A 15525-nucleotide genomic window follows, 5' to 3' on the forward strand; every position below is an offset into this window, starting at 1 on the left:
CCTACGGCCGGCTAGTTGACCCGGAGCTCCAGGATCCGGTCGTCGCCCTTCTTCGGATGGCCGCGGCCGTCGGTGTTGCTGGTGATCAGCCACAGCTTGCCGTCACCCGCCGGGGCCACCGTGCGCAGCCGGCCGTAGGTGCCGGTGAGGAACGCCTGCGGCGCGGCCGCGGCCCGGGTGCCGCGCAGCGGAACGCGCCACAGCCGTTCGCCCTTCAGCGCGGCCATCCAGATCACGCCGTGGACGTAGGCGATGCCGCTGGGGGAGGCCTCGTCGGTGTGCCACTGGGCGATCGGGTTCTGGAAGCGGGGGTCGGAGGACCTGCCCTCGGCGTCGGGCCAGCCGTAGTTGCCGCCGGGCTTGATCGCGTTCAGTTCGTCCCAGGTGTCCTGCCCGAACTCGGAGGCGAACAGACGCTGCCGGTCGTCCCAGGCGAGGCCCTGGACGTTGCGGTGGCCGTACGAGTAGACCGGGGAGTCGGGGAAGGGGTTGCCGGGGGCCGGTTCGCCGTCCGGGGTCAGCCGGAGGATCTTGCCGCCCAGCGAGTTCCTGTCCTGGGCGAGACCTCGCTTGCCGCTCTCGCCGGTGCCCGCGTACAGCATCCCGTCCGGGCCGAAAGCGATCCGGCCGCCGTTGTGGATGGGACCCTTGGGAATGCCCTTGAACACGGTGTCCGGGGCGCCCAGTTGCTCACCGGCCGGTTTGCGCGGGTCGTACAGCATGCGGACGATGCGGTTGTCCGAGGCGGAGGTGAAGTAGGCGTAGACCATGCGGTCGGACGCGTAGTGCGGGGAGAGCGCGATGCCCAGCAGCCCGCCCTCGCCGGACGGGGAGACCCCGGAGACGGTGCCCAGCTCGGTCGTGCGGCCGGTGCCCGGGTCCACGCGGGTGATCGTCGCGTCGTCGCGGGAGGAGACCAGCAGATCGCCGCCGGGCAGCGCGGCCAGGCCCCACGGCGACTTCAGGTTCTCGGCCACCGTGCGCAGCACCCGCACCGAGCCCTCGGCGGGCGCCGCCGACTCGGTCGCCGGGCGGCCCGGCGCGGTGCTCGGGGGCGCCGTACGCGGGCCCTGGCCGGGGAAGCCCACTCCGGACGAACCGGACGAGCAGCCCGCCGCCAGCAGCAGGGCGGCGGCCAGCACGGCCGGCACAGCTCGACGTCGCACGATCATGATCCCTTCGGAGCGGCGTTCCAGCGGCAGGTCTTCCCCTCCTCAGGGTCCCTCAGTCCCACGAACCCTGCGCCGCGGGCAACCGGGCGATCTCGGCCAGGTCCGCCGCCGACAGCCGCAGCCCGGCCGCCGCCGCGTTCTCCGCGGCCCACCGCTCCCGTTTGGTGCCCGGCAGGGCGATCACATGGCGGCCCTGTGCCAGCACCCAGGCCAGTGCCACCTGCGCCGGGGTGACCTCCGGGCCGTGCCGCCGGGCGACGCGGCGCAGACCGACGACGATCGGCTGGTTGGCCGCCATCATCTCGGCGGTGAACCGGGGGTGCCGGGCGCGCACGTCGTCCGGTTCGAAGCCCTCGCCCGGGGTGAGCGTGCCGGTCAGGAAGCCGTTGCCCAGCGGCATCGCCGCCAGGAAGCCCACGCCCCGCGTCTCGCACCACGGCAGCAGCGCCCGCAGCGCCTCCGGCGACCACACCGACAGCTCCGCCTCGACCGCGGCCACCGGGAAGATCTGCTGCACCCGCTGCAACTGGCGCAGTGTGCCGTCGTACAGCCCCGCGCCCGAGCGGCGTCCGCCGCGCGCTCCCAGGGCGCACAGCCCCAGCGCCCGCACCTTCCCGGCCCGCACCAGTTCCGCCATCGCGCCCCAGGTCTCCTCGATGGGCACCTCGGGGTCGGGGCGGTGCAGCTGGTAGAGGTCGATCACATCCGTCTGGAGCCGGCGCAGCGAGGCGTCGCAGGCCCGCTTCACATACCCCGGGCGGCCGTTGGCCACGATGTGCTGCTCGCCCACCAGCAGCCCCACCTTCGTGGAGACGAAGGCCTCCGCGCGCCGCTGTCTGAGCACCCGGCCCAGCAGCAGCTCATTGGTGAACGGGCCGTACATGTCCGCGGTGTCCAGCAGGCTCGACCCCAGGTCCAGTGCCCGGTTGACGCATCTCAGCGACTCGTCACCCCGCCGCCTCGACCCGCTGTACGCCCAGCTCATCGGCATGCACCCGAGTCCGACGGCCCCCACCGCGAGCGCCCCCGCGCCGATCGTCCTGCGCTCCACCTGCTCTGGAACCTCCCTTAGCCCGGCCCCCAACCTAACCTCTGCGCCCGCGCGTACCTGACATAGCCTCCTGGCCATGAGCGAAGACGTGTGGCTTCCCCTCCCGCCGGAGGAGATCGAGGGCCTGCCCGAGGGGTTCCGGTATCTGTTCTGGGACGGCGGCAAGGACGGTGAACAGGCCTTTCCCGGGGACCCCGCGCAGTGCGCGATGTACGTGGTGCCGTACATGACGCCCCTGCCCGTCCGGGTCCGCCCGCTGAAGCGGCTGACCAACGTCCGGGTCATCCAGACGCTCACCGCGGGTGTGGACGACATGACCGCGAACCTGTCGTCCATCGCGCCCGGCGTCCGGCTCTGCAACGCCCGCGGTGTGCACGAGGCGAGCACCGCCGAGCTGGCGCTCACCCTGACGCTCGCCGCGCTGCGCGGCATCCCGGACTTCGTGCGGGCGCAGCAGGAGGAGCGCTGGGCGAGCGGGTTCCGGCCGGCGCTCGCCGACAAGAACGTCCTCATCGTCGGCTACGGTCCCATCGGCGCCGCCATCGAGGACCGGCTCACGCCCTTCGAGGTCGCGCGGGTGGCACGCGTCGCACGCTCCCGGCGCACTACGGCGCGTGGTCTTGTGCACGCGACCGAGGATGTGCTTTCGCTGCTTCCGGACGCCGATGTCGTGATTCTGTCCACCCCCCTCACCGATGCCACCCGGGGCCTGGTGGACGCCGGGTTCCTCGCCCGGATGAAGGACGGGGCGCTGCTGGTGAACGTGGCCCGCGGGCCGGTCGTGGACACCGGGGCACTCGTCGCCGAACTGGAGCGGGGGCGGATCACCGCGGCCCTGGACGTCACCGACCCCGAGCCGCTGCCGCCGGGTCACCCCCTGTGGCGGGCGCCCGGTGTGCTGATCAGCCCGCACATGGGCGGTCCTTCCTCGGCTTTCCTGCCGCGCGCCAAGCGGCTGCTGGTGGACCAGCTGACCCGGTTCGCACGCCACGAGCCACTGCGGAACGTGATCCTCACGACCGGCGCGGACCCGGCGGAGACCGCCCCCGAGGGTTGCGGCGGAACAGATCCGGCGGGACCGGACGGCCCTGGAACGAACGGGCTTTGAGGAGTTTCCGGCACCCTCCGCGACCTCTCGGACGCGGCCCGTGCCCGCATCGCCGCTGGTCGTCACGGAGCGTAGAGAAGCTATGTCCCTGAGTGACGATACTGGTGTATCGTCCCGACAGGGGCAGCGCCGCCTACCACGGCGCCGGGGATGACATTCCAGAACTGCGAGGGGGGCGACGGGCGATGCACGGCCTATGGACGAACGATCCGACGCGGCGGAGCCGCCGACGGCGGCCCTACCGCACGGCCGCGCGCAGACGCGGTCATCACACCGGACACCACACCCACCACCCGCGCCGGCCGGCCTGCCAGCGCAAGCACGCCCACCCGGCGCACCGGGACCGGCGGGACGCGGGCGCGGCACCCACCGGGAGGCCCCGGTGAACGCGACCACCACGATGACCACCACCATCGACGAAGAGGTGCGCGCACCGCACCCGCAGGACCCGGAGCCGCGCGGGCCGGTCCGCTCCGAACGCGTCCGCGCCACCGAACAGCTCGTCCTCGCCCTGGTCTGCGCGACGTACGCCGTCGGCGCCGCGTGCGACTGGGGCACGGACGAGATCGCCCTGGTCATGGGCGACTTCGGGCTCAGCGCCGCGGCCGGGATCGCCGCCGTCTCCTGCTTCCTGTACGCCCGGCGCCGCCGGGTGCGCTTCCGCTCGGCCTGGCTGCTGTTCGGCCTGTCCTCGACCATGGCCTCCCTCGGCAACGCCGTCTGGGGCTGGTACGAGGTCGTGCTCGGCCGGCCCGTGCCCAGCCCGTCCTACGCCGACCTGTTCTTCCTGTGCTTCGCGCCGCCCGCCATCGTGGGCCTGCTGGTGCTCGCCAAACGGCCCGTCACCAGAGCCGGGTGGATCTGCCTGGGGCTGGACGCCTGGCTGATCGGCGGCTCGCTGCTCACCCTGTCGTGGAGCCTCGCGCTCGCCCAGGCGGCCCGCTTCGACGGGCCGAGCGTGGCGCACACCGCGCTGTCGCTGGCGTACCCGCTGCTCGACATCGTGCTCGTCAGCATGGTGCTCGCGCTGCACTTCCGCCGGGCCCCGGGCAACCGCACCGCGGTGAACACCGCGATCGGCGCGCTCGCCCTGACCGTGATGTGCGACGCGCTGTTCACCTCGCCGCTGCTGCACAGCAGTTACCGCTCCGGGCAGCTGCTGGACGCGGGCTGGTTCGCCGGCTCGCTGCTGCTCGCCTACGCCCCCTGGGCCGCACCCCGGCCCGGGAGCGGGCCGCGGGCCAGGGCGGCGGACGAGCACACCCGCGCGATCCCCGAGCAGTCGGCCGGACCGCGCGGCACCGGCCACCCCACGGGGCTCGCCCCGGTGCCGGGCGCCGAGCACGGCCGCTACCCGGCGGGCCGGCCGCTCACCGGCTCGCTCGCCGCGCTCACCCCGTACCTCGCCGCGGCCGTGTGCACCCTGGGCATCCTGTACAACGTCCTCAACGGCCGCAGACCCGATCACGTGGTGCTGATCACCGCGGGCTGCGTCGTGCTCGCCCTGGTGATCCGCCAGGGCATCATGCTGCTGGACAACATCACCCTCACCCAGGAACTGGCGCAGAAGGAGAACCACTTCCGCTCCCTGGTGCAGGGCTCCAGCGACGTCATCATGATCGCCGCGCCCAACGGCATCCTGCGCTACGTCTCTCCGGCCGCCGCCGGGGTCTACGGCCGCCCCGCCGAGGATCTGGTGGGCACCGAGCTGGCCGCCCTGATCCACCCCGAGGACCTGGGCTGCGTGCTGCACGAGGTGCGCCGCTTCCTGGCCGCCGACCCGCTGGAGGAACCCACCACCCGCATCGAGTGCCGCTTCCGCTCCGGTGGCGGGGGCACCGCCCGCTCGGGCGAAGCCGAGGGCGGGGGAGGCTGGCTGAACGTCGAGTCCACCGTCAACCGGCACCACGGCGGGCTGATCTTCAACAGCCGGGACGTCACCGAACGGGTCCGCCTGCAAGCCCAGTTGCAGCACAACGCGGAGCACGACCCGCTCACCGACCTGCCCAACCGCGCCCTGTTCACCCGGCGTGTCCAGCAGGCCCTGTCCGGGCGCCGGGCCACCGACCGGGGCGACGCCCTGCGCGGTACGGCGGTGCTCTTCATCGACCTCGACGGCTTCAAGGCCGTCAACGACACCATCGGGCACCAGGCCGGCGACGAACTCCTGATCCAGGCCGCCCGCAGGCTCCAGGACGCGGTCCGCCAGGGCGACACCGCCTCCCGGCTGGGCGGCGACGAGTTCGCGGCCCTGATCGTCGGGGACGGCACCCATGACCGGGAGGCCCGGGAGCGCAACATCCTGGAGCTGGCCGACCGGCTCCGGGCGACGCTCTCCCAGCCCTACGCGATCGACGGCAGGGACGTCCGGGTCAACGCCTCCATCGGGGTCGCCTTCGCCGAGCCCGGCCTCGGCGCGGGGGAGCTGCTGCGCAACGCCGACCTCGCGATGTACCGCGCGAAAGCGGCCGGAAAGGGCCGGGTCGAGCTGTACAAGCCGCAGATGCAGCAGGACGTCGTCCGCAAGGCGGAGCTGGCCAACCGGCTGCGCGCCGCGCTGCACGACGGCGAGTTCACGCTGCTGCACCAGCCCGTGGTGCGCCTGGAGGACGGCCGGATCACGGCGGTCGGCGCACAGGCCCGCTGGCGCTCCTCGCAGGGGATGCTGTTCACCCCGGCGGAGTTCCTGCGGGTCGCGGAGGACGGCGACAAGACCGCCGAGCTGGACCGCTGGATCCTCCAGGAGGCCGTCGCGCAGGCCGCCGAGCGGGCGGCGAGCGGACTGGTCGTACCGGTGGCGGTGCGGCTGAGCGCCCGGCGGCTGCTGGACCGTTCACTGCCGCCGGGCTCGGTGGAGACGCTGCTGACCCGGCACGGGCTGCCGCCCGGGGCGCTGGTCGTCGAGCTGGCCGACACCGATCCCGGCCTCGGGCTGGACGAGCTGGAGCGGCGGCTGACCGCGCTGAACCGGCTCGGGGTGCGCATCGCGCTGGACGGCCTCGGCAGCGGCCAGGCGGCCATCGCCGCCCTGCGCAGACTGCCCGTGGACATCCTCAAGCTCGACCGGAGTCTGGTCGAGGGCGTGGTCGAGTCCGCCCGGCTGCACAAGATCACCAGCGGGCTGCTGCGGATCGCCGGCGACCTCGGGCTCCAGTCGGTCGCCGAGGGCGTGGACCTGCCCGAGCAGGCGGTGGCGCTGCGCGCGATGGGCTGCACCCACGGCACCGGCATGGCCTTCGCCGGGCCGCTGGACGAGTACCGGCTGCGCCGGGCGCTCGGTGCCGGGCCCTGTCCGGTGCCGCACGCGCCGGCCGAACCGGCGTTCGCGGGCCGGGCGAGAGACGTGCAGGGGCGTCTCGGCGCCAAGGGCGCTGCGGGGGTGTACACCGGAGGAGTACCCGCTGTTTTCGGAGGCGGCAGTGCCCTTCGCTCACATGCTGAGACTCCCGTCCCACCTACTTGACACGTGGTGCGTGCCGGGTGGAGGGTCAGTTCCATGCGCACCCGAATTCTCGTACTTGGACAGCGCGTCGGCTGAGCTGGGACCCACCGGAAGGCGATCCGGAATCCCCAGCGACCCTCACCGGCGCGCTCCCCTCGCTTGCCTTACGGCACGAGGGGTTTTTTGTTGCACGAGTGCCCCTCGTGCGGCACACGAACTCCGCCCAAACCTCGCAAAAAACCTCAGCATCGAGAAGAGAAGCCGATGACCGAGCAGGCCACCGGGGCCCATCATCCGCAGCCCCGGCCCCGATCCGGAGGACAGCACTCCGCCCCCGTCGAGCACGTCACGGGCGCGCAGTCCCTCATTCGCTCCCTTGAGGAGGTCGGCGCGGACACGGTGTTCGGCATTCCCGGCGGCGCGATCCTCCCGGCGTACGACCCGATGATGGACTCCACCCGGGTGCGCCACGTCCTGGTCCGCCACGAGCAGGGCGCGGGCCACGCGGCCACCGGCTACGCCCAGGCCACCGGCAAGGTCGGGGTCTGCATGGCGACCAGCGGCCCGGGCGCCACCAACCTGGTCACCCCCATCGCCGACGCCCACATGGACTCGGTCCCGCTGGTCGCGATCACCGGTCAGGTCGCCTCCTCCTCGATCGGCACGGACGCCTTCCAGGAGGCGGACATCGTCGGCATCACCATGCCGATCACCAAGCACAACTTCCTGGTGACCAAGGCCGAGGACATCCCGCGGGTGATCGCGGAGGCCTTCCACATCGCCTCCACCGGCCGTCCCGGCCCGGTCCTGGTCGACATCGCCAAGGACGCCCTCCAGAAGAAGACCACCTTCTCCTGGCCGCCGGTCATGGACCTGCCCGGCTACCGTCCCGTCACCAAGCCGCACGCCAAGCAGATCCGCGAGGCCGCCAAGCTGATCACCGCCGCCCGGCGGCCCGTCCTCTACGTCGGCGGCGGTGTCATCAAGGCGGGGGCCACCGCCGAGCTGAAGGTCCTCGCCGAACTCACCGGAGCGCCCGTCACCACCACCCTGATGGCGCTCGGCGCATTCCCCGACAGCCACCCGCTGCACGTGGGAATGCCGGGCATGCACGGTGCGGTCACCGCCGTCACCGCGCTGCAGAAGGCCGACCTGATCGTCGCCCTCGGAGCCCGCTTCGACGACCGCGTCACCGGCAAGCTGGACAGCTTCGCCCCGTACGCCAAGATCGTCCACGCCGACATCGACCCGGCCGAGATCGGCAAGAACCGCGAGGCCGACGTGCCGATCGTGGGTGACGCCCGCGAGGTCATCGCCGACCTGGTCCAGGCCGTGCAGAAGGAGCACAGCGAGGGCCACAAGGGCGACTACAGCGCCTGGTGGCAGGACCTCAACCGCTGGCGCGAGACCTACCCGCTCGGGTACGACCTGCCCGAGGACGGCTCGCTGTCCCCCCAGGCCGTGATCGAGCGCATCGGACGCCTCGCCCCCGAGGGCACCATCTTCGCGGCGGGCGTCGGCCAGCACCAGATGTGGTCCGCGCACTTCATCCAGTACGAGCACCCCGCCACCTGGCTGAACTCCGGCGGCGCCGGAACCATGGGCTACGCGGTCCCGGCCGCCATGGGCGCCAAGGCCGGCCGGCCCGAGCGGACCGTCTGGGCGATCGACGGCGACGGCTGCTTCCAGATGACCAACCAGGAACTGACCACCTGCGCCCTGAACAACATCCCGGTCAAGGTCGCCATCATCAACAACGGCGCCCTCGGGATGGTCCGCCAGTGGCAGACCCTCTTCTACAACCAGCGCTACTCCAACACCGTGCTGCACAGCGGCCCGGACGACGTGAACCCCGAGGCCCGGGGCACGCGGGTGCCGGACTTCGTGAAGCTGGCCGAGGCGATGGGCTGCGTGGGCCTGCGCTGCGAGCGCCCGGAGGACCTGGACAAGGTCATCGAAGAGGCCAACTCCATCAACGACCGCCCGGTCGTCGTGGACTTCATCGTCCACCAGGACGCCATGGTGTGGCCGATGGTCGCCGCCGGCACCTCCAACGACGAGATCATGGCCGCCCGGGACGTCCGCCCCGACTTCGGCGACAGCGAAGACGACTGAGCGAGAGAGACGTAAAAAGACCATGTCCAAGCACACGCTCTCCGTCCTGGTGGAGAACAAGCCGGGCATCCTGGCCCGCATCGCCGCCCTGTTCTCCCGCCGCGGCTTCAACATCGACTCGCTCGCGGTGGGCGTCACCGAACACCCCGACATCTCCCGCATCACCATCGTGGTCGGTGTCGAGGAACTGCCGCTGGAGCAGGTCACCAAGCAGCTCAACAAGCTCGTCGAGGTGCTGAAGATCGTCGAGCTGGACCCCGCGCAGGCCGTCCAGCGCGAACTCGTCCTGGTGAAGATCCGCGCGGACAACGAGACCCGCTCCCAGATCGTGGAGATCGTCCAGCTGTTCCGCGCCAAGACCGTGGACGTCTCCCCGGAGGCCGTGACCATCGAGGCCACCGGGTCCAGCGAGAAGCTGTCCGCCATGCTCAAGATGCTGGAGCCGTTCGGCATCAAGGAGCTGGTCCAGTCCGGCACCATCGCGATCGGCCGCGGCGCCCGTTCCATCACGGACCGCTCGCTGCGTGCCCTCGACCGGTCCGCGTAGGACCGAGTACGACCGCGTACGGGCGGCCCCCGATCATCGTCGCCCGTATGCCGAGACCCCCGAACCACCTCACCGCTCACCGGCATACGGTGGGACGCACCACCTGCACACATAGGGAGAGAACCCAAAGTGGCCGAGCTGTTCTACGACGCTGACGCCGACCTGTCCATCATCCAGAACCGCAAGGTCGCGGTCATCGGCTACGGCAGCCAGGGTCACGCGCACGCCCTGTCGCTGCGCGACTCCGGTGTCGACGTCCGGGTCGGTCTGCACGAGGGCTCCACGTCCAAGGTCAAGGCCGAGGAGCAGGGCCTGCGCGTGGTCACCCCGGCCGAGGCCGCCGCCGAGGCCGACGTCATCATGATCCTGGTCCCGGACCCGATCCAGGCCCAGGTCTACGAGGAGTCCATCGCCGCCAACCTGAAGGACGGCGACGCGCTGTTCTTCGGCCACGGCTTCAACATCCGCTTCGGCCTGATCAAGCCCCCGGCCGGCGTGGACGTCTGCATGGTCGCCCCCAAGGGCCCGGGCCACCTGGTCCGCCGCCAGTACGAGGAGGGCCGCGGCGTGCCCTGCATCGCCGCCGTCGAGCAGGACGCCTCCGGCAACGCCTTCGCGCTGGCCCTGTCGTACGCCAAGGGCATCGGCGGCACCCGCGCCGGCGTCATCAAGACCACCTTCACCGAGGAGACCGAGACCGACCTCTTCGGCGAGCAGGCCGTGCTGTGCGGTGGCACGGCGGCCCTGGTCAAGGCGGGCTTCGAGACCCTGACCGAGGCCGGCTACCAGCCGGAGATCGCCTACTTCGAGTGCCTGCACGAGCTGAAGCTGATCGTGGACCTCATGTACGAGGGCGGTCTGGAGAAGATGCGCTGGTCCATCTCCGAGACCGCCGAGTGGGGCGACTACGTCACCGGCCCGCGCATCATCACCGACGCCACCAAGGCGGAGATGAAGAAGGTCCTCGCCGAGATCCAGGACGGCACCTTCGCCAAGAACTGGATGGACGAGTACCACAGCGGTCTGAAGAAGTACAACGAGTACAAGAAGCAGGACTCCGAGCACCTGCTGGAGACCACGGGCAAGCAGCTGCGGCAGCTGATGAGCTGGGTGAACGAGGAGGCGTAAGCCTCACGTCAGGGGGCCGGGGCATGCTGCTCCGGCCCCCTTTCGCCACGACCTCCCGGCATGACTCCACAATGGAGTTCCCCGTCCGGGTGATCCTTCCGCAGCGGCGCAAAGCGACGACCGCGGCGCCACTAGACTGCTGCACAACAAACGCGTCAGGCCCACAGCGTCGTGCGTCTTCCACGCGGCTAGCACCCCTCCGCCAGCGGCCGTCGGGACGGCCGTCCGCATTGGACTTGTGAGGACCCACGTGAGCTCGAAACCCGTCGTACTCATCGCCGAAGAGCTTTCGCCCGCGACCGTCGACGCCCTCGGCCCGGACTTCGAGATCCGGCACTGCAACGGAGCCGACCGGGCGGAGCTGCTGCCCGCCATCGCCGACGTCGACGCGATCCTGATCCGTTCCGCGACCAAGGTCGACGCCGAGGCCATCGCCGCGGCCAAGAAGCTGAAGGTCGTCGCCCGCGCCGGCGTCGGCCTGGACAACGTCGACGTCTCCGCCGCCACCAAGGCCGGCGTGATGGTCGTCAACGCCCCGACCTCCAACATCGTGACCGCCGCCGAGCTGGCCTGCGGTCTGCTGCTGTCCACCGCCCGCAACATCCCGCAGGCCAACGCCGCGCTGAAGAACGGCGAGTGGAAGCGCAGCAAGTACACGGGCGTGGAGCTGGCCGAGAAGACCCTCGGCGTCGTCGGCCTCGGCCGCATCGGTGCCCTGGTCGCGCAGCGCATGTCCGCCTTCGGCATGAAGGTCGTCGCCTACGACCCGTACGTGCAGCCCGCGCGCGCCGCCCAGATGGGCGTCAAGGTGGTCTCCCTGGACGAGCTGCTGGAGGTCTCCGACTTCATCACCGTCCACCTGCCCAAGACCCCCGAGACCCTGGGCCTCATCGGTGACGAGGCGCTGCGCAAGGTCAAGCCGAGCGTGCGCATCGTCAACGCCGCGCGCGGCGGCATCGTGGACGAGGCGGCGCTGTACGCGGCGCTGAAGGAGGGCCGCGTCGCCGGCGCCGGCCTCGACGTGTACGCGAAGGAGCCGTGCACCGACTCCCCGCTGTTCGAGCTGGACCAGGTCGTGTGCACCCCGCACCTGGGCGCCTCCACCGACGAGGCGCAGGAGAAGGCCGGCATCGCGGTCGCCAGGTCGGTGCGCCTCGCGCTCGCCGGCGAGCTGGTGCCCGACGCGGTCAACGTGCAGGGCGGTGTCATCGCCGAGGACGTCAAGCCCGGCCTCCCGCTCGCCGAGCGCCTCGGCCGCATCTTCACCGCGCTGGCCGGCGAGGTGGCGGTCCGGCTGGACGTCGAGGTCTACGGCGAGATCACCCAGCACGACGTGAAGGTGCTCGAACTCTCCGCCCTCAAGGGCGTGTTCGAGGACGTCGTCGACGAGACGGTGTCGTACGTCAACGCGCCGCTGTTCGCCCAGGAGCGCGGCGTCGAGGTCCGCCTCACCACCAGCTCGGAGGCCACCGAGCACCGCAACGTGGTGACCGTGCGCGGCACGCTCGGCACCGGCGAGGAGGTGTCGGTCTCCGGCACGCTGGCCGGCCCCAAGCACGTCCAGAAGATCGTGGCGGTCGGCGAGTACGACGTCGACCTCGCCCTCGCCGACCACATGGTCGTCCTGCGCTACGAGGACCGTCCCGGTGTCGTCGGCACCGTCGGCCGCATCCTCGGCGAGGCGGGCCTGAACATCGCCGGCATGCAGGTCGCCCGGGCGACGGTGGGCGGCGAGGCGCTGGCCGTCCTCACCGTGGACGACACGGTGACGGCGGCGGTGCTGGCCGAGGTCGCCGAGGAGATCGGGGCGACGTCCGCCCGCTCGGTGAACCTGGTCTGAGCGCGCTGGAACCACGCCGGACGGGCCGGGGGAGTCTCCCCCGGCCCGTCCGGCGTTCGCGCGTCCCCTACCCCTCGCTCTTCCGCAGGGACACGGCCGCCCCCACCGCGGCCAGCACCAGCAGCACCGCCCCCGCCAGCGCGGCGTCCCGCATCCCGGTGGTGAACGCCTGCCGGGCGACGGCCAGCAGGGACTGCCCGGCCTCGCCGGGAAGACGGGCGACGGTGGCCAGCGCGCCGCCCAGGGTCTGGCGGGCCCCCGCCGGAGCGGTGCCCGGCATCTGACGCCGGTAGACCGCGGTGCCGATCGAGCCCAGGACCGCCATCCCGAGCGCCCCGCCGAACTCGGTGCCGGTCTCCAGGAGCGAGGAGGCGGTGCCGGCCCGTTCCACCGGGATGCCGCTCATGGCCAGGTCGGTCAGCTGGGACATGACGGCGACCATCCCGCAGGCCAGTACGCCGGCCCCGGCCAGCACCAGCCACAGCGAGTCGGTGCCGAGCAGGGCGAGCATCACGAAACCGGCCGCCATCGCGGCGAAGCCGCCCGCGACGACGTACCCCCGGTCGACGCCCCGCTGCACGAGCCGTGCGGTGAGGGGACCTTCGACCCGAAGACCGCACCGGACGCGGAGGCGCTGACGGAGGGGCTGCGGCAGGTGCTGGCGGCGGCGAACTCCGCGCCCTCGGGCCCCGCTTCCATCGAGGGATGACCGCAGTCGGCCGAAGTCGGCCTTTTAACCGGCGAGTTGAGGCCGCACGAACCGCTGGTACGCGCGTGCCCGTACGTCGCTTCTGTGACGCGGCCGGCGCGTCGCGCATCCATGGCCTCGCACGGGAGGGGCGGCCGCGCGGGTGCCGCCGCCTCGCCCGCGTGTTCCGTCGGCCGGGGCCCCGTCTCGCTCCGCGCCGCGGGGTGCGACGACGGGCATGCTCTCATCCGTCGCCGCACCCCGCGTCCCCCGGTGTCACAGGCTGCGGGCGGTGATGTCGCCGTAGCCGGTGGTGGCGTGGATGTGCAGGCCCGCGCCGGAACCGTCGGCGTTCTTCAGGGCGTTGTCGACACGGCCGTAGGAGGTGCCGGCGTCCAGGGTCGCGGAGACCCCGCGGGCGGCGCCGACCGAGATGGCGCCGTGCTCGGTGCGCAGCGTGACGGTGCCGCCCATGGCCTCGGTGACCTGGAGGTCTCCCTTCTGGGTGCTGATCTCCGCGTCGCCGCCCAGCCGGCCGACCGAGATGTCACCGGCCTGGAGGGCGAGGCGGGCGCCCGCGGTCTCGTCCAGCTTGACCGCGCCCTGCGCGCCCGCGAACGCGACGTCCCCGAGCCGCCCGACGCCCCGGAACTCACCGCTCGCCGCCTTCGCCTCGACGCGCGAGCCGGCGGGCAGCTGGACGGTCACCTCGATCGAGCCGGACGGGCCGAGGACCCGGTTGCCCGCCGCGGGGACCTCGATCCGCAGCACCCCGTCGCCGTACGCCACCGAGGTCCGCTCGGCCGCCTTGACGTCCCGGCCCTTCGAGGCGTCGGACGGCCGGACGTCGACGGTGGTGTCGGTCCGGTCGGCGGCGATCAGCTGGACGCGTCCGGCGGGGATGTCGAGGAGGACGGAGACGGGGGTGGGGGTGTCGAACTTCTGCATCGTGAACTCCTTGGCTCTGTGGTTTCCGATGCTGGAAACGCTACGTTGCGTTCACGGATCGAGCAACATACAGATAGCTTCAAATTCCTTTATGTGCAGGCCAGGACGCCGATTTCATTGCAACGAGGCTCCGGGCTAATGCAACGGCACTTCCCGCGTCCGTTGCAATGAATTGGAGCTGAACGCTAAGCTGCGGGCCGGGCGCCACGGATGTGAGGGAGAAGAGCGCGATGCCGGGAGGCAGACTCACCCAGCAGGAACGTCAGCGGATCGCGCTGGGACTGGCCGACGGCCTCGCCTACGCGGAGATCGCGAGGCGCCTCGACCGTCCCACCTCGACCATCACACGCGAGGTGATGCGCAACGGCGGCCCCACCGCCTACCGCGCGGAGGCGGCCCACCGGGCCACGGAGCGCCGCGCCCACCGGCGCGGGCAGAGCGCCCCCCGGGACACGCAGCCGGCCGCGCGGCCCGACGGGCGCGACGCCCAGGCCGTGCGCGCGTACGAGGAGAAGCTCGCCGGCGTCTTCGTCCAGTCCGGGCTGCCCAGGATGATGGCCCGGGTGCTGGTCTGCCTCTACACCACCGACTCGGGCAGCCTCACCGCAGCCGAACTCGTCCAGCGCCTCCAGGTCAGCCCGGCGTCCGTCTCCAAGGCGATCGCCTTCCTGGACAGCCAGGGTCTGGTGCGCCGCGAGCGCGACGAAGGCCGCCGGGAGCGCTATCTCGTGGACGACGACATCTGGTACCAGGCGATGATGTCCACCGCCCGCTCCAACGCCCTGGTCGTCGAGGTCGCACGGCAGGGCGTGGGCGTCCTCGGCCCCGGCAGCCGGGCCGCCACCCGCCTCGAAAACGTCGCCCGCTTCGTGGACTTCGTCTCCGAGAGCATCACCCGCGCGGCGGAACAGGCGCGGGAGGTTCTCTACGCGCGGCCCGAAGATCCGCAGGCGCGGGATGAAGGCGCGGTGCGCGGCGACCGGGACTCGTAGCGGCTCCGGGCATCCGCGTAGGCGCCCGCCGCCCCCCTACAGCCGCGCCCTCTTCAGCGCCATGTGCAGCAGCAGGCGGTCCTCGCCGTCGTCCAGGTCGAGGCCGGTCAGTTGTTCGACGCGGTTGAGGCGGTAGTAGAGGGTCTGGCGGTGGATGCCCAGTTCGGATGCCGTGCGGCCCGCCTGGCCCGCGCAGTCCAGGTAGACCTCGGCGGTGCGGGCCAGTTCGCGGTGGGCGGGGGAGAGGAGCGCGCCGGCCACCGGGTCGTGGGCGGACTCCGGCGGGAGCGCGGTCAGCAGGCGGTACGGTCCGATGCCCCGCCACTCGGCGACGGGTCCCAGGCGCGGTTCGGCCAGCGCCGCCCGCGCCGCCGCGCGGGCCTCCTGCCAGACCGTGCCCAGCTCGGCCAGGCCCGTGCGGGGGTCCCCGATCCCGGCGGCGGGTCCCGGCAGCCCGGCGAAGCCGGCCGCCCCGGCGATCCCGGCGGCCACCG

At 72.1% G+C, this 15525-nt stretch carries 11 protein-coding genes and 1 pseudogene; 7 read left to right on the forward strand and 5 right to left on the reverse strand.

What is annotated here, in order from left to right:
- Positions 1–11: 11 nt before the first annotated feature.
- Entirely contained in the window at positions 12–1172 is a 1161-nt protein-coding gene (locus FRZ03_RS36765) for a PQQ-dependent sugar dehydrogenase (protein ID WP_186785815.1), read from the reverse strand.
- Positions 1173–1224: 52 nt separating this feature from the next.
- Positions 1225–2223 (reverse strand): aldo/keto reductase, encoded by a 999-nt coding sequence (locus FRZ03_RS36770; protein WP_146469411.1) that lies wholly within the window; start codon positions 2221–2223, stop codon positions 1225–1227.
- A 76-nt stretch (positions 2224–2299) separates the two neighbouring features.
- Here FRZ03_RS36770 and FRZ03_RS36775 point away from each other — a divergent pair, with 76 nt between their 5' ends.
- The 6 genes from FRZ03_RS36775 to serA all read left to right on the forward strand — a co-directional run bounded on the left by FRZ03_RS36775 (position 2300) and on the right by serA (position 12403).
- Complete coding sequence (locus FRZ03_RS36775) at positions 2300–3331, forward strand: 2-hydroxyacid dehydrogenase (protein ID WP_186785816.1); 1032 nt, start codon at positions 2300–2302, stop codon at positions 3329–3331.
- A 400-nt stretch (positions 3332–3731) separates the two neighbouring features.
- Complete coding sequence (locus tag FRZ03_RS36780) at positions 3732–6794, forward strand: putative bifunctional diguanylate cyclase/phosphodiesterase (RefSeq protein WP_186785823.1); 3063 nt, start codon at positions 3732–3734, stop codon at positions 6792–6794.
- A gap of 243 nt (positions 6795–7037) precedes the next feature.
- Positions 7038–8888, forward strand: a complete 1851-nt coding sequence (locus FRZ03_RS36785) for an acetolactate synthase large subunit (protein ID WP_146469413.1) — start codon at positions 7038–7040, stop codon at positions 8886–8888.
- Between the two features lie 22 nt (positions 8889–8910).
- Positions 8911–9435, forward strand: coding sequence for an acetolactate synthase small subunit (gene ilvN / locus FRZ03_RS36790; RefSeq protein WP_070023055.1), 525 nt, complete (start codon positions 8911–8913; stop codon positions 9433–9435).
- A 129-nt stretch (positions 9436–9564) separates the two neighbouring features.
- Entirely contained in the window at positions 9565–10563 is a 999-nt protein-coding gene (gene ilvC, locus FRZ03_RS36795) for a ketol-acid reductoisomerase (RefSeq protein WP_146469414.1), read from the forward strand.
- 250 nt (positions 10564–10813) lie between these two features.
- Positions 10814–12403: a phosphoglycerate dehydrogenase gene (gene serA, locus FRZ03_RS36800; RefSeq protein ID WP_146469415.1), complete on the forward strand. Its 1590-nt coding sequence runs from the start codon at positions 10814–10816 to the stop codon at positions 12401–12403.
- A gap of 67 nt (positions 12404–12470) precedes the next feature.
- Here serA and FRZ03_RS36805 read toward each other — a convergent pair.
- Positions 12471–13010, reverse strand: a pseudogene (locus FRZ03_RS36805) (MFS transporter); the annotation flags it as partial.
- Between the two features lie 357 nt (positions 13011–13367).
- Entirely contained in the window at positions 13368–14039 is a 672-nt protein-coding gene (locus tag FRZ03_RS36810; RefSeq protein WP_146469416.1) for a DUF4097 family beta strand repeat-containing protein, read from the reverse strand.
- A gap of 230 nt (positions 14040–14269) precedes the next feature.
- Between FRZ03_RS36810 and FRZ03_RS41375 the strand changes: the two genes are divergently transcribed.
- On the forward strand, positions 14270–15031 hold the full coding sequence (locus FRZ03_RS41375; protein WP_146469417.1) for a helix-turn-helix domain-containing protein: 762 nt from the start codon (positions 14270–14272) through the stop codon (positions 15029–15031).
- Positions 15032–15067: 36 nt separating this feature from the next.
- Here FRZ03_RS41375 and FRZ03_RS36820 read toward each other — a convergent pair.
- Positions 15068–15525, reverse strand: a 458-nt coding sequence (locus tag FRZ03_RS36820; protein ID WP_146469617.1) for a PucR family transcriptional regulator, incomplete at its 5' end; no start/stop codon positions are given.

This window comes from Streptomyces misionensis (assembly GCF_007896895.1).
Classification (GTDB): Bacteria; Actinomycetota; Actinomycetes; order Streptomycetales; family Streptomycetaceae; genus Streptomyces; species Streptomyces misionensis_A.

What these genes read in the sequence shown, in the direction of transcription:
- FRZ03_RS36785 (WP_146469413.1), top strand. Translation starts at nt 7,038, where the DNA reads ATGACCGAGCAGGCCACCGGGGCCCATCATCCGCAGCCCCGGCCCCGA.
- FRZ03_RS36780 (WP_186785823.1), top strand. Translation starts at nt 3,732, where the DNA reads ATGACCACCACCATCGACGAAGAGGTGCGCGCACCGCACCCGCAGGAC.
- FRZ03_RS36775 (WP_186785816.1), top strand. Translation starts at nt 2,300, where the DNA reads ATGAGCGAAGACGTGTGGCTTCCCCTCCCGCCGGAGGAGATCGAGGGC.
- FRZ03_RS41375 (WP_146469417.1), top strand. Translation starts at nt 14,270, where the DNA reads ATGCCGGGAGGCAGACTCACCCAGCAGGAACGTCAGCGGATCGCGCTG.
- FRZ03_RS36810 (WP_146469416.1), bottom strand. Translation starts at nt 14,039, where the DNA reads ATGCAGAAGTTCGACACCCCCACCCCCGTCTCCGTCCTCCTCGACATC.
- ilvN (WP_070023055.1), top strand. Translation starts at nt 8,911, where the DNA reads ATGTCCAAGCACACGCTCTCCGTCCTGGTGGAGAACAAGCCGGGCATC.
- FRZ03_RS36765 (WP_186785815.1), bottom strand. Translation starts at nt 1,172, where the DNA reads ATGATCGTGCGACGTCGAGCTGTGCCGGCCGTGCTGGCCGCCGCCCTG.